The organism is Enterobacter sp. BNK-16, from assembly GCF_048684955.1.
GTDB lineage: Bacteria > Pseudomonadota > Gammaproteobacteria > Enterobacterales > Enterobacteriaceae > Enterobacter > Enterobacter bugandensis.
Genome location: NZ_JBLQTQ010000001.1, coordinates 3,689,974 through 3,710,392, shown reverse-complemented (window position 1 = coordinate 3,710,392; position 20,419 = coordinate 3,689,974). Strand labels below are relative to the sequence as shown.

Annotated in this window: 21 protein-coding genes and 1 pseudogene; 18 read left to right on the top strand and 4 right to left on the bottom strand. The window is 49.0% G+C overall.

The genetic code is table 11. The features are described 5' to 3' along the window. Positions 1-88: 88 nt before the first annotated feature. Entirely contained in the window at positions 89-265 is a 177-nt protein-coding gene (locus tag ACMGGH_RS17905) for a YnfU family zinc-binding protein (protein ID WP_217498535.1), read from the bottom strand. A 152-nt stretch (positions 266-417) separates the two neighbouring features. Here ACMGGH_RS17905 and ACMGGH_RS17900 point away from each other — a divergent pair, with 152 nt between their 5' ends. Beyond that, positions 418-651, top strand: a complete 234-nt coding sequence (locus ACMGGH_RS17900; protein WP_069732994.1) for a hypothetical protein — start codon at positions 418-420, stop codon at positions 649-651. Between the two features lie 17 nt (positions 652-668). On the opposite strand, the gene ACMGGH_RS17895 is transcribed toward ACMGGH_RS17900, so the two are convergent. Both ACMGGH_RS17895 and ACMGGH_RS17890 read right to left on the bottom strand, forming a co-directional pair. After that, positions 669-9,251 (bottom strand): glycoside hydrolase family 94 protein, encoded by an 8,583-nt coding sequence (locus ACMGGH_RS17895; RefSeq protein WP_069732872.1) that lies wholly within the window; start codon positions 9,249-9,251, stop codon positions 669-671. Positions 9,252-9,389: 138 nt separating this feature from the next. Beyond that, the gene (locus ACMGGH_RS17890; RefSeq protein ID WP_214551156.1) at positions 9,390-9,554 is read right to left on the bottom strand and encodes a YnfU family zinc-binding protein; all 165 of its coding nucleotides are present in this window, start codon (positions 9,552-9,554) and stop codon (positions 9,390-9,392) included. Between the two features lie 351 nt (positions 9,555-9,905). Here ACMGGH_RS17890 and ACMGGH_RS17885 point away from each other — a divergent pair, with 351 nt between their 5' ends. From ACMGGH_RS17885 to ACMGGH_RS17825, 13 genes and pseudogenes are all read left to right on the top strand, one after another. Continuing rightward, positions 9,906-10,130, top strand: coding sequence for a DinI family protein (locus tag ACMGGH_RS17885; protein ID WP_038419647.1), 225 nt, complete (start codon positions 9,906-9,908; stop codon positions 10,128-10,130). Between the two features lie 106 nt (positions 10,131-10,236). Further along, entirely contained in the window at positions 10,237-10,479 is a 243-nt protein-coding gene (locus tag ACMGGH_RS17880; protein ID WP_224065701.1) for a hypothetical protein, read from the top strand. Between the two features lie 39 nt (positions 10,480-10,518). Continuing rightward, positions 10,519-11,120, top strand: a pseudogene (locus tag ACMGGH_RS17875) (DUF1367 family protein). 4 nt (positions 11,121-11,124) lie between these two features. Continuing rightward, a complete protein-coding gene (locus ACMGGH_RS17870) occupies positions 11,125-11,325 on the top strand; it encodes a hypothetical protein (RefSeq protein ID WP_049136396.1) in 201 nt (66 codons plus the stop codon). A gap of 2 nt (positions 11,326-11,327) precedes the next feature. Beyond that, positions 11,328-11,690, top strand: a complete 363-nt coding sequence (gene rusA, locus ACMGGH_RS17865; RefSeq protein ID WP_049136400.1) for a crossover junction endodeoxyribonuclease RusA — start codon at positions 11,328-11,330, stop codon at positions 11,688-11,690. Continuing rightward, a complete protein-coding gene (locus ACMGGH_RS17860) occupies positions 11,687-12,520 on the top strand; it encodes an antitermination protein (RefSeq protein ID WP_049136395.1) in 834 nt (277 codons plus the stop codon). Before rusA ends, ACMGGH_RS17860 begins: the two co-directional genes overlap by 4 nt. A 191-nt stretch (positions 12,521-12,711) precedes the next feature. Then, positions 12,712-12,903, top strand: coding sequence for a hypothetical protein (locus ACMGGH_RS17855; RefSeq protein WP_049136394.1), 192 nt, complete (start codon positions 12,712-12,714; stop codon positions 12,901-12,903). A 612-nt stretch (positions 12,904-13,515) separates the two neighbouring features. Beyond that, complete coding sequence (locus ACMGGH_RS17850) at positions 13,516-13,740, top strand: class II holin family protein (RefSeq protein WP_049136393.1); 225 nt, start codon at positions 13,516-13,518, stop codon at positions 13,738-13,740. Continuing rightward, positions 13,718-14,212 (top strand): lysozyme, encoded by a 495-nt coding sequence (locus ACMGGH_RS17845; protein WP_049136392.1) that lies wholly within the window; start codon positions 13,718-13,720, stop codon positions 14,210-14,212. The genes ACMGGH_RS17850 and ACMGGH_RS17845 overlap by 23 nt, the downstream gene beginning before the upstream one ends. Next, a complete protein-coding gene (locus tag ACMGGH_RS17840) occupies positions 14,209-14,670 on the top strand; it encodes a lysis protein (protein WP_049136391.1) in 462 nt (153 codons plus the stop codon). Before ACMGGH_RS17845 ends, ACMGGH_RS17840 begins: the two co-directional genes overlap by 4 nt. A gap of 409 nt (positions 14,671-15,079) precedes the next feature. After that, a complete protein-coding gene (locus ACMGGH_RS17835; protein WP_127353565.1) occupies positions 15,080-15,277 on the top strand; it encodes a hypothetical protein in 198 nt (65 codons plus the stop codon). A 270-nt stretch (positions 15,278-15,547) separates the two neighbouring features. Further along, positions 15,548-15,679, top strand: coding sequence for a hypothetical protein (locus ACMGGH_RS17830; protein ID WP_256099411.1), 132 nt, complete (start codon positions 15,548-15,550; stop codon positions 15,677-15,679). Positions 15,680-15,707: 28 nt separating this feature from the next. Further along, the gene (locus ACMGGH_RS17825; RefSeq protein ID WP_164724261.1) at positions 15,708-15,845 is read left to right on the top strand and encodes a hypothetical protein; all 138 of its coding nucleotides are present in this window, start codon (positions 15,708-15,710) and stop codon (positions 15,843-15,845) included. A gap of 126 nt (positions 15,846-15,971) precedes the next feature. Here ACMGGH_RS17825 and ACMGGH_RS17820 read toward each other — a convergent pair whose 3' ends face one another. Beyond that, positions 15,972-16,220, bottom strand: coding sequence for a hypothetical protein (locus ACMGGH_RS17820; RefSeq protein WP_127353564.1), 249 nt, complete (start codon positions 16,218-16,220; stop codon positions 15,972-15,974). Positions 16,221-16,489: 269 nt separating this feature from the next. Here ACMGGH_RS17820 and ACMGGH_RS17815 point away from each other — a divergent pair, with 269 nt between their 5' ends. The 4 genes from ACMGGH_RS17815 to ACMGGH_RS17800 all read left to right on the top strand — a co-directional run bounded on the left by ACMGGH_RS17815 (position 16,490) and on the right by ACMGGH_RS17800 (position 20,418). Beyond that, on the top strand, positions 16,490-16,663 hold the full coding sequence (locus ACMGGH_RS17815; RefSeq protein ID WP_065421364.1) for a GnsA/GnsB family addiction module toxin: 174 nt from the start codon (positions 16,490-16,492) through the stop codon (positions 16,661-16,663). Between the two features lie 78 nt (positions 16,664-16,741). Further along, the gene (locus tag ACMGGH_RS17810; protein ID WP_069732873.1) at positions 16,742-17,743 is read left to right on the top strand and encodes a terminase small subunit; all 1,002 of its coding nucleotides are present in this window, start codon (positions 16,742-16,744) and stop codon (positions 17,741-17,743) included. Continuing rightward, a complete protein-coding gene (locus ACMGGH_RS17805) occupies positions 17,721-19,028 on the top strand; it encodes a terminase large subunit domain-containing protein (RefSeq protein WP_420299189.1) in 1,308 nt (435 codons plus the stop codon). The genes ACMGGH_RS17810 and ACMGGH_RS17805 overlap by 23 nt, the downstream gene beginning before the upstream one ends. A 1-nt stretch (position 19,029) precedes the next feature. Next, entirely contained in the window at positions 19,030-20,418 is a 1,389-nt protein-coding gene (locus ACMGGH_RS17800) for a DUF4055 domain-containing protein (RefSeq protein WP_069732874.1), read from the top strand. Position 20,419: the final 1 nt, after the last annotated feature.

Sequence of the window (20,419 nt, the reverse complement as noted above, 5' to 3'; positions counted from 1 at the left end):
TTTTTATCTTTCATCATAATGCCCTCTACCACTATACTATAAAAGGAATGTTGGCTTTTACAGATATCAGTTAAGTTGCAGGAACTGTTCAGCCGCCGATGCACCAGCATTCTGATGGCCTGAACAACAGTCCGCAGGCAGGACATTCCAGAATAGCATTTTTTCTTAGTTTACCTGCTTTCTGATTGGCTCTGTATGCGCATACCGGGCAAGCAACATGGACCGGTCTTTCTTTAAAATGTCTAAGTCCTTCTGTAAATGACATAAATTAACCTCTGGAAAATATAATATTTATTATACGCTTTAAAATATAAATTGTCGGGTTAAGTTATGAATATTTATTGCTGAATAAAATATGAGCTTTTAGAAAACAACAGTTTGATTTATGTTACAATATCCTTCCATGAGAAATTTATGATGAAATCAGAAGACACTCTTGACTGGTACCCAGCGCAGTTGCCGCCAGTAAAAATTATTTTAGGTGAAGCAGTGCTTGCTGTGGGTAAACAGGGAAGGCCGATTAATACACGGACCTTGCTCGAGTATCTTCAAGTCATACAAGGTAAGCAAAAAAGACGTGATGATAAAGTTGCTATGCAGACTGCGATTGAAGTGCTTAGAGACAATCAGCGCATTAACGGTAGGCGTTAATGCGCTTTTAAGATCCCTTAGTTCTGAGTGATCTCTACTATGTGTCTTTGACCATCCTGCTTTAAAGGTATTCGGTCATCAGACAGTTCGATACCATCTAGTATGACCTGGTACTCCCCGTTGCCACGTGTAATGGTAATCTCGTAATAACTTTCGTCATGTTGATATGTCAGAGAAAAAGACTCCCACTCTGCTGGTAACAGGGCATGTATGGTCAAGACATCACCGGAACGTTTTATGCCCATCAATTCTTCTGTAAGAAGACGATAGGCCCAACCCGCTGATCCGGTGTACCAACTCCAACCTGCACGTCCAGTATGTGGCGCGATGCTGTAAACATCTGCACTCATTACGTATGGTTCTGCTCTGTAAATCGCAACTTCTTCGTCAGTAGACGCGTGGTTTATTGGATTGATCAGTGACCAGAGTTGCCACGCACGCTCTGCATTTCCCATTCGGGCAAATGCCATCACTGCCCAGATAGCACCATGAGTATATTGCCCGCCATTTTCACGCACACCAGGCACATAACCCTGAATGTAACCGGGATTCGGTCCGTGTCCATCGAATGGAGGCGAAAGTAGCTTTATCAACCTGGATTCGGAGTTTACCAAATGCTTGTCCAGTGCCTGCATTGATTTACCGGCACGTCCACAGTCTGTCGCACCGGATAAAACGGACCAACTTTGAGCTATTGCATCAATCCGGCAGTCTTGAGAACTTTTGGATCCTAAAGGCGTTCCATCGTCAAAATATCCACGCCGAAACCATTCCCCGTCCCAGGCTGTCGCATTCAGATTTTTTTGCAAGTGTTCCGCCTCCGTGCGACACAGCGATGCTACAAGCTTATCTTGCTGACGATCAGCGAGCGTCGCGAAACGCTTTAAAATGTCGAATAGGAAGAACCCGAGCCAAACGCTTTCACCTTTTCCTTCGATGCCGACCCGGTTCATCCCATCGTTCCAGTCGCCAGCGCCCATAAGCGGCAGACCATGTTGTCCAAAACGAAGCCCATGCTTAATGGCTTTAACGCAGTGTTGCCATAGCGTCTCTTCGGTGTGGCTGATTAGTGGTGTATCGTAAACGGACTCTTCTCCAGGCTGGAGCTGACGCCCTTCCAGATAAGGAATCATCTGCTCTAGTATTCCGATATCCCCAGAAGTGTCGACGTAGTGACAGACGGCGAGCGGGAGCCAGAGAAAATCATCTGAACATCGCGTGCGTACGCCGCTACCGTGAGGTGGATGCCACCAGTGCTGCACATCGCCTTCAATAAACTGTCTTGACGCACATAGTACTATTTGGTCGCGCAGGCGTTCCGGTGCAGCGTGGGTCAGTGCTAATGTATCCTGGAGTTGATCGCGAAAACCAAATGCGCCACCCGATTGATAATAACCACTGCGCGCCATGAGACGACAGGCCATTGTCTGATATAGAAGCCAACCGTTAACTAGCTTATCAACTGAATGGTCTGGTGTTTTGACCACTATCTTATCCAGCATGCGGTGCCAGTGACGATGGACATTTTCCAACTCCTGTCGAACGATATTTTCATCCAAATAATGATCGAGTATAGTCTGAGCCCGGGCGGAGTTTTCCTCGCTGCCGAGTACAAAAATGAAGGTCTTCTGATCACCGTCAATTAGGGTGGTAACTGACTGAACTGCACCGCATGGATCCAAACCAGCGCCCGTATTTCCCGATAAACTGCGAAGCTTCATTGCGGCCGGTTTTTGCAAAGAGCCATTGCGGCCAATAAACTCTCGGCGATCACCTGTCAACGAACAATTAGGATCGTTGACAGCGAAAAATGCAATGCGTCCTTCGCCGTTAGCTCCGTAAAAGTTATTTGCTGTAACTCCACTACCACCCGGCACGACCACCGTATGTGTAACGATATGGGGAGCAGAACGCGAGCGTGATTCCCCAAGCGTCCACTCTACGTACCCTGTGACCGATAATTTGCGCGTGCGGCCCGAATTGTTACTAAGCGTCAGAAGTGCCAACTTAACAGGATCGTGTTCTCCAACCAGTATTGTCAACTCGCTATCTATACCACTATCGCGGTGCGCGAATACGCTGTAGCCAAAACCATGACGGGTTATATAATCCCCGTGGCCACGAACAGGTAACGTCGTGGGTGACCATACCGTTCCGCTCTCTTCATCACGAATATAATAAGCCTCACCGCTACGGTCGCTTACTGGATCGTTTTCCCAGGGGGTTAAACGATATTCATGAGCGTTCTCATACCAACTGTAAGCCTGTCCGGCTTCTGAAATGACGCTACCAAAACAGGAGTTTGCAAGCACATTTGACCAAGGGGCCGGCGTTGGAACATTTTCCTTCAGGATAATCTGATACTCCCGTCCATCCTCTGAAAACCCTCCATGCCCATTGAAGTTGAACAGATGTTCTATATGCGGCGTCCAGTCTTCCTGTCGATTGCTTCCCTCAGTGACAAAAGATACAAATGGCCTTTGCGGTTTAATTGGCGAGTGGAGCCGCTGATTAAGTTGCTCGTTTAGCCCGCCGGCGCGATCGTCAAGATACATACATGCAACGCTCATCAACAATTGCTTATCTTCAGAAGACAAATGCTCCCCGTTACGGACAAAAATGCCGCCCGGTTTATCCAGCAGGCTGGCTTCTGAACCGGCATAGATTAAATCCATAATCAGTGTTTGAAGGGCCTGCTGATAGCCACCTGCTCTGTTATTGAGGATAACAAGATCCACTTCAAGCCCTTTTAGTCGCCAGTAACGATGAGCCTGAATCAGTGTAGTGATAGAGGTCATACTCTCATCGCTGGTCACGCTATGCAGTACAATCGGTAAATCACCTGAAATACCCCAGCCCCACAGTCCGGACTGACCGCGGCGGTTACGGCTTATGACTTGATCGTCGGCGCGTAGTTCGTGACAGGGATAGAGCACAGCACTAGCGAGTCGGTTAAACAGCGTTGCGTCATCTTCGCTGGCATTTATCTGCCTTAGCACTACCAGACTGTGCGACCAGGCAAGCTCAAAAACACGCTCAGCGATTGGGTAATCACGGTATTTTTCCAATAATGCCTTGCTTTGCTGACGGCTCTCACTGATGCCATAAACGATATCAATCGTTATCGGAATGCCTGGCATGAGTCTCACAACTTGTCGGATCGCTAGGACAGGATCCAGCACGGCACCGGAAGTATTGCTGAGCGGCCCGTTAGCATAGATAGCAGCGGCATCAGCCGGACTTCTGCCCCTTCCAATAAACTTAGCTCGGTCTGTTTCAAACGAGGCTTCATTATGATCATTGCTATGCACCACCATCATGTGAAACAGAAATGGGCTCGGTTCATCTGGAGAACGCGGTCGTCGATGGCAAAGAATAGCGTCCCGACTGTGATCAATCTCAGTTTCGATGAACAAATTACTGAATGCCGGATGCGCTAGATCACTGGTTTCTGGAGCAATCACCACTTCAGCATACGTTGTTAGCTCGAGCGTTCGCGGTAGACGGCCATGGTGTACCAGGGTGACACGCCGCAGCTCTATATCATCCTCCGGGGAAACCACAACCTGTGTCCTAACGCTAAGGGCTCCGAAGGTACGCCTGAATTCTGCGCCTGCGTCGGTGAAGATTATCTCATCGCTGCTATTCGCATTTCCGCCCATGGGCTGCCAAGTATTGCTCCATACCTCATTCGTATGCGGATCACGGATATAACAGAACGATCCCCAGTTATCACGGGTTGTATCGCTGCGCCAGCGGGTAACTGAAATCGAATTCCAGCGGCTGTATCCTCCACCACCTGGCGTCAGCATCAAGTGGTAATGCCCATTTGAGAGCAGCTGTATTTGCGGAGTAGGGCTGTCTACATGACTGAAAACTCTCGGTTCATATCGCACCGGTTTAACCCTTCCTTCATGGGATTCAAAATGACGGCGAGGGCTATAAAGATCGACTGCATCCGGGACGCGTTCCTGCAATAGGAGATTCGCCGACATAAAGGTGGGGCTTGCCATAAATCGCTCGATCATTGGGGCATCAAGCAGGATATTCGCTAGCGCCTGGAATCCCATCCCTTGGTGGTGTGCCATCCAGGACTGTACAACCGCGTACAGTTGCCCGGTAGCAAGCCGTGATGGCGTGTAGTCCAGCGCTTCATAAAACCCGTATTCGCCATGTGCACCGCTCTGCTCCAGTCTAAGTAAGTTTTCGCAGGCCTTCTGGGGGTAAACGAGCAGAGCTAGTAGTGTTGCATACGGCGCGACTACCATATCGTCCGCAAGTCCTCGGCGAAGACCGAGTCCAGGTACCCCAAATGCCTGATACTGATAATTACGCTGGAGATCAAATGCATGATAGCCGGACTCAGAAACGCCCCATGGTACGCCACGTTCCTTGCCCCAGTTAATCTGACGTGTCACCGCGGATTTGCCCATTTCATCAAGCAAACTGCCACGCCAGTTTGGCATCACTAGATTCGGCATCAGGTATTCAAACATCGAGCCGCTCCATGACATTAACGAGGTTTCATTGTTGATATTGGTGAACAACCTTCCCAACGCATACCAGCTTTTCATCGGAAGCTGATTTGTCGCGATAGCGAGATAACTTGTCAGCCTGATTTCAGAGGGCAGAAGGTCATAGTGGCTTTTATCGGCGGTATTTGTGTCGCAGTTATATCCGACACTGAGCAGGCTGGTAGCTTCGCTGAAGAGAAAGGCAAAATCCATTCGCGCATGGTCATTTAACCTCTTTTCGAGTTCGCTGATGATATCCAGCCGCAAACGGGCGTGAGTAATAACTGATGCAGGAGGCGTTCCTTCTCCGGTATCGGTACTCTGCGCCAACCAGCTTAGTGTTGGCAATGTCTCGCTTGGGTATGTAGGGGGTAACCACGCGAGCAGATGTGACCATTCGTGGCATAATTCAACCAACTGATGCTCCAGATGCTCGGCCCAGCGCACCACAAGATCACCTTCCTGCTGACTCGCAGCGGTAAGATGTTTGCACTGAGTACGCATTTTTTTAAGTTCGCTGTAAAGAGCTCCCGAAGGAAGTTCCACTGAGCTGAAACACTGCTTTTGAAGCTCTTTAAGTGTATCCGGTGCCTCCGGCCCCCAGTGTTTTTCAAGAAGTAATAATGTATCGTTTAACCCTGCAAGTATTCTTTCGCCATTCAAAATCGGCTGGTTTCGCATGGCTAATAACCCTTCACGCAGAGTCAATAGATGTCCAGCCATATTACCGCTATCCACGCTTGATACGTAACGCGGACTGAGCGGCGCAAGTGTTCGAGTGTCATACCAGTTATATAAATGACCACGAAAATGTTCCATATTATCAAGAGAGTCGAGCGTGAGCGTTATGCGTTGTAAGACGCTGCCGCCTGGCAAATAGCCAAAATCCCAGGCAGTAAGGTTAGCCAGTAGTGATAACCCAATGTTGGTAGGGGATGTACGGTGCGCGATCGTCGGCTGCGGTATTTCCTGATAATTATCGGGGGGGAGCCAATTTTCTTTCGCTGTGGCGAAGGTCTCAAAAAAAGACCATATTTCTCGGCTTGTCTGTCTCAGCAGAAGTTTCTGCTTATGATCTGGCAAAAAGGGCTTACGCGCGGGTTGGCGGCTCAGCCAAGCCATAATAATGGGAGCTATGCACCACCCGACGCTAATGGGCAATGCGATGAACAGCATCAGCGGATCAAACACCAATGCTAGTGATGTGAGACTCAGACCGCAGGCAACATTAAGCCACATTTCCCTATAAAAACCTAAAACAGATATACTGGATTGGTAGTTATCTGGGTTATAGCTTACCCATTGGTTGAGGTTACGCTGGCTTACACCAAGTCGCCAAAGCGTAACTCCAATAGCGTATAATGAGTAACCGGCCTCGTGGGGTAGTATCATAATCGTGAGACCGATACGTGAAATGCGCTTCAAGGCTCCAGCTGAGACCAGTTGCAGATGTTGTTTAAGGGGACGGCGGTGCGGTTTATGACCGAGATCCCATGCTATGCTAAGCGCCGCAGGAAGAAACCATATTAGCGTAAGCACGCTAAACCAGTATAAAGGGTTGGGGAGCCAGAGCAGCGTGCTCAATACAAGCAGCATGATCGACGGCGCTACCAGGCTGCGTCGGAGATTATCCAATAATTTCCAACGAGAAAGGATGGACAATGGATTTTTTTCCCTGCTTCCGTCAGCTTTTCTGACCCGAACCCTTAACCAATTGAGCAGTTGCCAATCTCCGCGGATCCAGCGCGTACGACGTGCGACGTCTGAGATATAATTAGTTGGATATTGTTCGTAAAGTAAAACGTCGCTCAGCAGACCAGAGCGGGCGTAACATCCTTCGAGCAGGTCGTGACTGAGTACAAGATTTTCCGGACAGACGTTGGCAGTGGACTGGACAAAAATATCTACATCATAGATACCTTTGCCTACGAACGATCCCTCGCCAAAAAGATCCTGATATATATCTGAAGACATCATCGAATAGGGATTATTACCCGGGACGCTGCTACGCATGGCGGCGTAGTGCCCCTGACCGTAAAGAGGCATTTCCTCTGCTAAGCCTGGCTGTAAAATTCCGTACCCTTTAACGACTCGTTGGAACGTTGGATCATATTCTGGTTTATTCAGCGGATGCGCCATTGTGGCCACCAGTTTATGGGCGGTATCGCGAGGAAGGAGCGTATCACTGTCAAGAGTGATGACGTATTTAATCCGTCCGGGCAAAGCCTGCGAGGGAAAGCCTGCAACGCTCGAAAACTGGGCTCCCGGTTGGCGTAACCAGCTGTTAAGAAGAGCTAGTTTGCCCCGCTTGCGTTCATATCCCATCCAGATTCTCTGCGAATCGTTCCACACCGGCCGGCGGTGCAGTAGATAAAATCGAGATCGGCCGCTAGGGTTGCGCCGATTAAGTCTCTGCGTCTCAGCAATCGCTTGCCTTAAAAGGACAGTGTTTTCCTCGGTATCCTCAGTTGATGAATCCGGAAAATCGGTAAGAAGTGCAAAGCAGAGATTTTCATCCTGATTGCCAAGGCTGCAGACTTCCAGGCGAGAGAGAAGTTTGCTGAGGCTTTCATAGCTTGTCAGCATGCAAGGGATCGCAACCATTGTGGCATATTCAACTGGTATCCCACTTGAAAAGTCCATCCGCGGCAGAGGTCTGGGAATACGAAAGCGTGTCGTTGCTTCGCTAAGCATATCGCTGGCGAGTTGACTAATGGCAACAATAAGGGGGAGTGCTAGGGGGATGAGCAGCCAGAATATACCCTGTAGTGCAGTTTCATACAATATGGTAGCCGTAGCGGCCGTGGTCAAGAGACTCAGGCTACCAAGCCATGACAGAAGGGGCGATTTATTCATACTCTGCCGCAGCCATTTCAATAGAGACCTTTCAACTGACAAAAGTTGTTCGAGTTGTGGCCTTCCACCCCCAAGCAGAAAATAACCGATATGCCGGTGCTCAGGATCTAGACTCGGTTCGCAAGACATTGCCAACACGCGGTTTGCAACTTCCGGTTCACTCAAGCTCGCATCCCTGGCAAGCGTTTCAATCACATGGCGATAATGATCTCGGGTGTCGAAGTGCATGCGAGGATATATACCAGCTGGGTCAAGGCGTAAAGTTTGCTCGACTACGCTGATGGTCTCTGCAAAATCAGACCAGTTCGTTTCACTCAGCAGACGTAAACCCGAAATACTGTTACTGACGGAAAGCTGGCTGGCGGCAAGCTGCTGATTGAAGCGATGAATCAGGATCTCAGTTGTAACACCTTGCTCTGCAAGACGTTGTTCAATCCAATTCAGAGGGAGTGCAAGAGCATTGCCATGTCCCTGCAGACGACGAACCATTTCAGCAACAAAGGCACTGCTCAGTGGAGGATGATCACGCGCCATATCGGCAACAATCAAAATTAGGTCGGCGGGAGCATTCTCTGCACAATCAAAAATCCGCGTTATCCACATATCTGCAAGATTTCGCTCCTGCTGGGCCTGGGTCACTTCGTTGCTCACACGACGCAGGTTTTCTATCAGCGCTAGACGCAGCATTCCTGGCAAAGCCCATATCTCCCCCAACGTCAGAGGTGTCACCTCTTGATAGGCGGAAATATAACTGGTAAGGCTGCTGCTGTCCCAGTGTCCGTCGCCATGCGCTATGGCCTCTGAGGCTAAGTCATAAATTCTGGGACATCTATGTGGATAGGCTAGTACCGGAAGACCCTTACCAAAGCTTTTCGGTAAGTGCTGGCGTACCATGCGAATCTGCTCTTCAATCAGGTAATAGTTGTCCAGCAGCCACTCACCTGCTGGCATGATACTCGTTTTTTTTCCTGCATTGAGTAGATAGCAACATCGCGTAATTATCGTTTCATTGTCAGTTAGTCGTTTAAGAAGGTAGTACGGGAGTATTTCCGGAGACAATTTGTGCGTACGAGCCAGTTTTCTTCCAAAGCGTTCCAACTGAGGGGTAGAAAACAGTTCCGAACGTAAATAGTTTTCTCCTCCCGAATCGTTGGCTGGGGCTGATATGTGTGCGCTGCCTTCGGGCAGAATACGAGAACGCTTAAACCACGCAATAGGTTTCATTTTCATTGGGTTGCTCTTTTGCTACGTTAACGCGCAGGAGCAGATGCGAAATCAGTTCAGAAACGTTCTCTCAGGATGGGCGTAAGGCATCGGGGATTTGACAACTGCTGATATTATATTAAGTGTAGAACATCGGCTGTGAAGCTAGCGCGGAGAGATAAAAAGTGCTTTACACCCCGGACAAAGCATGGGGCTTTTTAGACGCAGTTTAGAGGAAGGCTGAGCGGATTTTAAGCCGCAAACAGGGCAGGTGACAGTTGTGGTTAATACGCTTCCAAAAAGTTTCATTGTGTAATCGATAACGGACATGATTATTAGCCTCTCAATGAATGTATTTCACTCTATCACATTTGGCTAAAATTAAACCAATTTAATAATCACCCAATTTTTTAACATAAGTGAGGTTTTCTTCTCTTTTCTAACTCATCGCTTTCATGTCCGTTTTTGAAGCGAATGAATTCCAACCTTTTAAAATCCTTATGCTATTTTGCAACGCAAGATGAGTTTTATCTAGGTTACCGCCTGGATTGAACGCTTGATTTTTTTCTACAAGAAAAATCGGTTGATTCACATTCGATGTTCTGAAAACGTTGCAAAATCCGTTACATAAGTTTATAAATATACTGTACATGCATACAGTAATTCATTGCGGAGGGGAAAGTGAAAATCGAGTTAGCCATTGATCGCATGAAGAAACTTCCTGATGGAGCTATACCTGCACTCGAGTCAGAACTGCTCAAAAGGCTCAGTAAACAGTTTTATGAATGCCAGCTTACGATTAAGCGTGCCAGCAATGATGGTCTGAGTGTTTTCGGGGGCGACAAGAAAGAGGTTGAGCAAATCGTGCAGGAGACCTGGGAAAGCGCCGACGAGTGGTTTTATTAATCGCGTGAATTTCACTGGAGCAGTTTCAAAGAGTATCGCTGTTTGCGTTCCCCTGGCTGTTCCCGATTACTGTTTACCGCGTCAATAAGTCGCTCTGGGGGAAATAGTGTGTAGTGCAGATGCCTTTAATGCAGATGATCAATGGTACGACGTGGTCAGAAGGGCCGATAAAGCAGTTATCTATAGCTTCCCGGCTGAGGGCAGATATCTGGTTTATCGAGTAAATGGAATAGTTTCATTACGACCGTTGCTCGAAGAGGAAGAAATATTCACTCTCAACGGGTTTATGCAATTTGCAAAACGACTGGGGTACCGAGTTACACCACCGTCTGATATTATTCTTTCATAGGCCTGAACAACCTATACCTGATGCGCCACGGAGAGAACCATGGCGCTAGAATTACAACTTATCAAACATCATTCAGGAATACTGATCCCGGCTACGCCCGAGACCAGGGATATCCTGCAATCAAAAAACCGGCTCGGCGATATTCTTGTTGCCGAGTTCAGGCGGGTACGAAACCCGGCATTTCACCGGCGCTTTTTCGCGCTTCTCAATCTCGGTTTTGAATACTGGGAACCAACCGGCGGGGCTATCTCGAGCAACGAGCGGAAGCTGATCACCGGCTACGCCAAGTACCTGGCTTCATATGGCGGGAACGAGGGGGCTCTGATCGATGCTACCGAACTATACCTGGAACAGGTTGCTTATCGGCGCGTCACGAATGGCATTAGCCTGTGCAAGTCCTTCGATGCTACCGCTCCTGGGTGATTGTCGAGGCAGGGCACTTTGATGCCATTCAGCTACCTGACGGAACGCTCAAAAAGCATCCTCGCAGCATCTCGTTTGCCAACATGGACGAACTCGAGTTTCAGCAACTCTATAAAGCTGCGCTCGATGTTCTCTGGCGCTGGGTCCTGTCCCGTTCATTCCGCAGCCGTGACGAGGCCGAAAACGTCGCCGCGCAGCTGCTTGGCTTTGCGGGGTGATGGAATGAAGAAGACCTGGTTCCACCACACCGATTGCAGCACCGAACAGGCCGACGAGCTGGTCAAGCGTTACAAAGCGCGCGGCGTGCGCGTTGAGCGCAGCCTAAACCAGGATTACGTAACCTGGACTGTCAGTGCATACCTGCCGACCTCAAATACACCAGCGCGCCCGGACAGTCGCTGGCGAAACCGGATGTGGGGGTGAACGTGAAGACATATCAAATCACTTTGCCCTGGCCGCCGAGCAATAACCGGTATTACCGGCACAACCGCGGGCGGACACACATTAGCGCTGATGGCGTCGCGTACCGTTATGCGGTCGCAAGTGTCATTCGAAGCGCCCGACTTAATATCCGCACGGCCGCACCACTCAAAATCCGTATTGAATGTCACATGCCCGACCACCGGCGCCGCGATCTGGATAACCTGCAGAAAGCTGCATTCGACGCTTTAACCAAGGCGGGATTCTGGCTGGATGACTGCCAGGTTGTCGACTATCGCGTTGTGAAAATGCCTGTCGTTGAGGGCGGGAAATTAGAACTCACCATTACCGAGCTGGAGACCGCATGAATCTTGAAAATATCCTCAAATATCACTTCGCCAAATCGACAATGATTAGCGACTCTCCGCGCTCTACGGCGTCAGACTCATTAAGTGGAACGGATATCATGGCCGCTATGGGTATGACGCAGGAACGGGCAGCATTGGGTTACAGTGCTTTTCTCGGGAAAATGGGCATCAGCAACAATGACCGGAAGAGGGCGATTGAGTTGCTGGCCCATTACGCGCTGACCAAGTGCGACCGGGTCGCTGCGCTTCGCAAACTGGATGCCAGGGTTAAGCCATTAGTGATGCATCAGCTGGCCATCTTCGCGTTCGAGGACTATTCCCGTAGTGCGGCCAGCGTGAAGCCGTGCGATGGCTGCAAAGGGGCAGGGTTTATTGACGCTGAGGTTTTCAGCATGAAGTCTCACACTCCGGCAAAAGAGAAGAAATTCGTGAAGATGTCCCTGAATATGGGCGTCGAAAATATTCGTCCTTCTGAGTATGAGGTGCGCAGAGACGTCAGGGAGGTAGCGCGCGTGCTATGCCCTCAGTGTAAGGGTAAGAAGGTTGTTAGTTGTGCCTGTAGAGATTGCCATGGACGCGGGAAAGCCGTTAATCAGGTTCTTACTGAACAGCAGGGTGTGCCGGTTCTGGCTGACTGTAAGCGCTGCAGCGGGCGCGGATATGAGCGAATCCCATCAACTGAGGCTTACGCCGCGGTGTGCCAGATTACGGATGAAATTAGTCTCGATACATGGAAGAAGTCTGTTAAACCATTTTACGATCAGCTAATCACTAAGTTTGATATCGAAGAGGCGTGGGCTGATGCGCAGCTGAAGCAGATAACAAAGTAGGGCATTATTTTATCGTGAGCTATTTACTTTTCCCGAAACTGTGGTAATTTTGCTCTAACGATGGGTTATTGCCTTCGTTTAAAGCCCTGCGGTTAACCCCGTGGGGCTTTTGCTTAATAGCGATTTAAGAATTTCTAAAACCAACCAACCCCGCGGTGATTTATAATTTTCCCAACCAAGCAGGAGGGAAAATGAAAGAAGGTTTCTACTGGGTACAGCACAACGGCAGGATTCAGGTCGCCTACTACACCAATGGTGTAACCGAGGATCTTGAAACTGGCCAGACTATAACTGGTGTCTGGCATCTGACGCAGGGAGATGATATTTGTCATAACGGAGAAGCAGAAATTCTCTCCGGCCCACTTTCTCCACCAATTAGTTAAGAAGATTTATCGCACGATATTGTACTGTATTTCTTGCACTTCATCTTTTTCGAGCTACTCTTCTAAATATCCGGTGGAATGGATATGGAAGTGCTTGTACTTAGTGCTTTTCACTAACAGCGTGCATGCTGTTAGTCTCAGATTGCCTACTCGTTAAGTAGGCTTTTTTTTGTTCATAGATAAAGCATTGACCACAGGAATAGATGGCGCGTAAATTATTTCAGTGGTGAATCACTTTCTAAGCGAAAGGGCGTTCCAGTCAACTGCTGTCTGCAGGTATGCGCGCGTCTTTGCTGACTGGGGTAGAGTCACCGGGAGGCACCCGGCACCATGACAACAACAATACAAGTTTCAAATTCCTTGAGAGCCTGTAATAAAAAGCAGGCCATTTTTTTATGGTTTTGTAATCTGCTGCTACGCTTTGAGTTGTGAGATGCGCCTACCTCTCTGGTGGTTCTCCTGAGCCTATAGTGAATCAGCCGATACAGCTTCACTCCTGAGCATAGGTCTCACTCACACCTACCTTATAAATAGTCAACTCATTGGCCCGCTTCGAAAGAGCGGGCTTTTTTTATTCCCAAATTTAGCACCCGCACAGAGCGAGGTGAGAGCATGTATCGCATGGACAAATTAACCACCGGCGCTGCATACGGCGCTTCAGCCGGCAGCATTTTGAACGGCATGCTGAATGCCTACAGTCCCGAACAGTGGAACGCTATCGGCGTGCTGGTGGGCATCATCATTGCAGTGATGACGTACCTGACAAATCTCTATTTCAAAATCCGCGAAGACAACCGCCGTAGCAGGAGTCGAGATGAACCCGACACTCAGAAATAAGCTGGTGGGCATTATTGTTGGCGGATCCGGTGCAATCTCTATAGCAGCGATCATGCTGGGTAATGCTGATGGTCTGGAAGGGCGACGATATTACGCTTATCAGGATGTCGTAGGTGTCTGGACTGTTTGCGATGGGCACACCGGCGCTGATATTCGCCGCGGCCACCGTTACAGCGACAAAGAGTGTGACAACCTGCTGCAGTCTGATCTGCGAAAGGTGGCAAACGCCATCGACCCGCTGATTAAGGTCCATGTTCCCGAAACCACTCGGGCCGCACTTTACTCTTTCACCTATAACGTTGGCTCTGGCGCATTCAGCAGATCAACTCTTCTGAAGAAACTGAATGCCGGTGATGTTCCGGGAGCATGCAAAGAGCTGCAGCGCTGGACGTATGCCGGTGGCAAACAGTGGAAGGGGCTGATAACCCGTCGTGAGATTGAGCGGGAAGTATGCGAGTGGGGCCAGAAATGAGCCGATTAACAGCCATCATCTTCACTGTCGTTATCAGCCTGCTAGTTTCCATGGCTTGGGCGATTAACCACTACCGCGACAACGCCATCGCTTATAAAGACCAACGCGATAAAGCCACTGAGAAACTCAGCCTGTCGATCGCCACCATCAAAGACATGCAGACCCGCCAGCGTGACGCAGCGGCACTGGATGCTAAATACACGAAGGAATTAGCCGATGCGAAATCTCAGCTTGAAGATCTGCAGCGTTGCGTTAGCACTGGTAAGTGTGGGCTGCACGTCAACGCCAGATGTCCCGCGAACGGAGCGACCAGCACCGGCGGCATGGGCGATGCTACCAGCCCCAGACTTACTGACCCCGCTGAACGGGATTATTTCACCCTCAGAAAGCGAATCGTCACAGTGAGAAAGCAAATTGGCTACCTGCAGGACTACATCAAAGAGCAGTGTCTGAAATAGAACCTCATCCGCAAGGTTCTGCCACTATCTCGCTCTTGGACACTAGCATTAGCATATATTTTAAGCGCAATCTGATAGGTTGGGTGATGCCAAAAAAAAGCCCTCGCAAGGAGAGCTAAAGGAGTCTCAGTTTCACTTGCTCTTTTTATCGATGATTCCCTGGAGTTGGCATTCTCCGCATCAGAGTCTTGGATAGCCTGGCAGTTAACCAGTAATCAACAAGCGTAAGCGGTTGTAATAGGAATAGTCTCAGGCTGCCGATGACAATTATTTTCTCGAATAATAGATGATTTTTGGTATATCCCCATAAAAAATAACCAAATATTAGACGCGGTTAATTGAATTTTCGAACTGATGATTAACTGCGTTGAGCTATACTCTTCGTTGAGTAAAAGAATGGGAGCGTGTTGTGAATATTCATCTACGTAGTACCAAAACAGGTAAAGTCATAACGCAGGAGGAATGGCTACACTCGTTAAATGAATGGGAAGATGAGGGTGGCGCTCCTGTTCATGCTGATGAATTCATAGAAGTTTATAAGAATGATGAAGAAAATGAGGAAACCGCCCCACTTTCTGGTGGCAAGGCTAGGCATATGAAGTCTTAAGAAAAAACATAAATATGGTGGTTCTTTCTTAGGGCCAATTGAATGCTGTTTCGTTTAGGAGATGCAAAACTTTAGGTGGCGGCCAATAGTTTACCTCCCTGAGTGGATGCTCTATTTGTAATTTATTTGTAAGTATTTTATTTAATATGCCCAGTAATTAATGATATGGGTTCAGGATATTTTTAGTAACATCAAATATGTGATTCATTTTCGATATTGCTACTATAATAAATATACAGCAATTTGCTGTCATTATCACTGGAGTTACCCATGAAAGCTAAACATATGAACATCTCTAATGAGCGGTCCCAGGACAGGAATAATGGGAAAGAAAATGAAAAAGGGAAAGATCGAAACAATGATGAGCAGGATAAAAAATCGGCCAAAAGAGATCGGAAATAAAAAACACGTGAATTATTAAGGAGTATATATGTCCGGACGTCCTGATTTTGATGATCCTGCCCCTGATTTAGAACCTTCTCCTCAAGAGGAACCGCTTGACCTTCCTGGAGAGGGACAACCATCAAGTCCACTTGAACCCGATGATAAAAGAGATTTACAGAATTAGTATAAAATAATTAAACCGCCTAAGGGCGGTTTAATATAATGATTATTTATTGGTCATCTCAACGCTTGATTGAATGATTGAATACGTATTTAAAAAGGTTTTGACGTTTGGGCTGAATGCTTATTATTATCTACGCCCCAATAAAAAACCTAATGCAAAAGCTGCGCTGGTTAATATTGCAATGCATGTTCGAGGGTTTGATTTTATTTTTGATTTTATATCGTCAGAGTGGCTTCGTATGGCATCGTTGGTTTGTGTTGCGTATTTTTTTGCGGTTTCTATTACAGGATGTTCTGATGGATTAATTGCTCCACCAAAACTGCCTTCCATATCACCAAGTTTCTCTTGGTTTTTATCTGCGGATTTAGTGAACATAAATACTCCTGGGATTGTTTGGTACATTAATCATAGCAGGAAATAAGTATTTAGTTGTAAAGGTGTGCAAGTAATGCTTTTATAGACTTTAATATGCCTTAAATAGTGGTTTTTAGTTGCTTTTGCTATATGATGTTTTAGTGGGTCTGTACATATAGTAGGGTGCATATTTGCCATAGTGTCATGAATCATCTATACATAAGTATCTGATTCGCTCATTAACGATTTGTGTTTGGTTGAGTGTTAATGAGTTATTTATAGGAGGTAAAATGAATTCTGATAACATCAAGAGTGAAATCGAAAAAGAGATTTCGTCTTTCATCTCAAAAAAAATGGTTGAGTTGAGAAAAAAAACAGGGAAGGAAGTCTCTGATGTTGAGTTTATTCCTATAGAAACTATGTCTGGCCTCCAGGGTTATAGTATAAAAATCAAGCTTATATAAGGTTTGCAGTAAGTACTCGGCACCACAACAATCCTAAGTCACTGGCATTCGCTGGTGGCTTTTTTATTGGAGTAAACAATGGCAAAACCGGACTGGGGCGCGCTTCAGCAACGGTTCCTGTCCGAACATGCCGCAACCGGCGTATCACCGAAGGAATGGTGTGAAGCGCAGGAACTGAATTACGCTACTGCCCGCCGATACATCAAGAAACCATCTGCGCAAATTGCGCAAAAAACTGCGCAGCAAAAATTGCGCACTGCGCAGAAAGATAAAAGCGCAGATGATCTGGTGGATGATGATGGATTAACGGCACAGCAAAGACGCTTTGTCGCAGAATACCTGAAGGATGGCAATGCTACACAGGCAACTATCCGGGCTGGCTACAGTAAAAAATCAGCTGAACAAATCGGCTATCAACTCCTTCAGAAAACTCCAGTTGCGCAGGCTATTGCGCAACAGCAAAAGGCCTCAATTGCGCGCACGCTTGGCAGTGCCGATGAGGTTCTCGCGCAGATGTGGCAGCTCGCCACCTTCGATGCAAACCAACTTTCGCAGTATCGCCGCGGTGCGTGTCGTTACTGCTGGGGCTTCGGCCACCACTATCAGTGGCGTGACGCTGTAGAGTTCGAAGAGGAAACAGCAAAGGCGGAGGGAAGGGAAGGGGCAAGGCTGCCGCAAGATACAGGCGGCTATGGCTACGATCACACCAGAGAGCCTAACCCTGGCTGTCCGCGCTGTAATGGTGACGGAATCGGCCAGCCTTATTTCCCTGATACGCGCAAACTCCCGGCTGCTTCCAGGCTCGCTTACTCCGGCGTAAAGATCGGCAAGAATGGCGTCGAGATAACCACTATCAGCCGTGAGCGAATGTTCGAAGCGGTAATGAAGCGGCTTGGCCTGGCGGATAGCGAATTCGCGCAGCGTCTCCAGCAAATCGAAATCGACCGCCGGCAGCTGGAGGTGGAAAAACTCCGCAAAGAGCTGGCCGGTGATGGTGATGATGACGAACCGACTCCAGTGCAGATCAATATCAACGTAGTGGACGCGAGGGCGGAAGATGGGGATCAGCCCGACACTTAACATTCCTCAGGCGCGTTTCCTCGCGATGCAGCACAAATTCAAAGCCTACGTTGCTGGGTTCGGGTCCGGTAAGACGTGGGTGGGTTGTGGCGGCATCTGTAAGGGCATGTGGGAGCATCCGAAAATCAACCAGGGCTACTTCGCGCCAACTTACCCGCAGATTCGTGACATCTTCTATCCGACGATCGAAGAGGTGGCCTTTGACTGGGGGCTGAGCGTCAAAATCAATGAGGGGAATAAAGAGGTTCACTTCTACGAGGGGCGACGGTACCGCGGGACAACAATCTGCCGCTCGATGGAGAAGCCAGGTTCGATAGTCGGCTTTAAAATCGGTAATGCGATGGTGGATGAACTGGACGTCATGGCGGCTGCTAAAGCACAGCAGGCCTGGCGAAAAATCATCGCCCGTATGCGTTACAAGGTCGATGGGTTGCGTAACGGCATCGATGTCACGACAACGCCGGAAGGCTTCAAATTCGTTTACCAGCAGTTCGTAAAAGCGGTGCGTGAAAAACCTGAGCTTTCTGCTCTGTACGGGCTGATTCAGGCCAGCACGTTCGACAACGCGAAGAACCTTCCCCCGGATTACATACCCTCGCTGCTGAGTTCTTATCCTGATGAATTGATTCAGGCATACCTGCGGGGGAAGTTCACGAACCTCAACAGCGGGACCATTTACCACACCTTTAACCGTAAGCTGAACAATTGTTCTGATGAGATTCAGGATGGGGATCCGCTGTTTATCGGTATGGACTTCAACGTTGGAAAAATGGCCGCGATCGTTCACGTAAAGCGTAATGGCCTGCCGCGTGCGGTACGTGAACTGGTGAAGGTTTACGATACTCAGGCGATGATTAAGCGCATCCAGGAAGAGTTCTGGCGCTACGAGGATGGCCGATACGTTAAAAGCCGGGAGATTTATATCTATCCGGATGCGTCAGGCGACTCCCGCAAATCGCAGAACGCCAGCAAGACCGACATCGCCCAGCTCAACGATGCCGGATTCAGCGTCATCGTTGATGATGCCAACCCTCCTGTTAAGGACCGCATCAACTCGATGAACGCCATGTTCTGCAACGCCAATGGCGAACGCCGCTATCTGGTTAACGTTCAGAACTGCCCGGTTTACACCGAGAGCCTCGAGCAGCAAATCTGGGCGGCCAATGGCGAACCGGACAAATCAGCAGATAACGATCACCCCAATGATGCTGGTGGGTACTTCATCGTGAAGGATTACCCGATCGTGAAACCGGCATACTCAATCACCATGGACACCACTTTCTGATATGGCAAACGACGACATCACCTGGGTTCGACCAGAACACCGGGCGGCTTCTGCTGCCTGGCGGAAATACAGGGACTTTTGCAAAGGAGCTGAGGCCGTAAAAGCGGCAGGTAATAAGTATCTGCCTTATCTCGACCCAGCCGATAAATCCACACGCAATCGCAAGCGCAATGAGGACTATCTGAGCCGCGCGGTGTTCTATGCCATTGCCGGTAATACGAAAATCGGCATGCTTGGGATGGCGTATCGCAAGGATCCCACGTTTAACGGCCCTGAAAAGCTCAATTACCTGTTGGACAATGCTGACGGGGCCGGAACCAGCATCTATCAGCAGTCGCAACTGGTGACCGAGAACGTGCTGGAGGTGGCGCGAGAGGGGCTTTATGTCGATTACGCAGAAGCCTCCGATGAGGCGATCATCCTTCGCTATCCGGCAGAGAACATTATCAACTGGCGTACAAAGCGAATTAACGGGCGCGATCAGCTGGTACTGGTGGTACTGCGTGAATGCGTAGAAGAGCCGGATGGTTACGCTTACAAGGATGAAATCCAGTACCGCGAGCTGGCGTTGCAGGAAGGGAAGTTTATCTGCCGGGTATGGCGCCGGGCAGGTGGCACCGCAAGCGGTACCTACACCGTTGACAGTGAGTACCACCCTAAGCCGAAAGGAAAGGACTACTGGGACGAAATCCCGTTCACCTTTGTCGGTGCTCAGAATAACGATCCCACTATCGATGATTCACCGCTAGCTGCGCTGGTGGAGATAAATCACGGTCATTATCGTAACAGTGCTGACTATGAGGACAGCGTGTGGTTCTGTGGCCAGGTGCAGCCGTACATGACTGGGCTCGATACAGGCTGGCGCGATCACCTCGAGAAGAAGGGCGTGAAAATTGGTTCCCGATCACCGCTTTTGCTTCCCAAAGAAGGCTCGTTTGGTTATGCCCAGGCACAGCCGAACATGCTGGCTAAAGAGGCCATGGACAGCAAGCGCGATTACATGGTGCAGCTTGGCGCCCGGCTGATTGAGCAGAACGCCACGGCGAAGACTGCTACCCAGGCGAGCGGTGAGCAAACATCCTCAACATCGGTGCTCGGTATCTGCGTTTCAAACGTTTCTGAAGCCTATACGCTGGCGCTTGGCTGGTGTGCGAAATACCTCGGCATCAAGGGCGAAACGACGAGTTACACCATCAATCAGGAATTCATTGCGAAGGTTGCTGAGTCGGGCATGGTGACGGCGATCGTCAACGCCTGGCAGTCCGGTGCGCTGCGCGACAGCGATATGATTCGCGCGCTGCAGAAGCTCGATCTTATTGACCCGGCAGACAGCCCGGACGAGGTTATTGATGCGCTTCGCAATCAGGCACCCACGTTGACCGGGGGCTGAT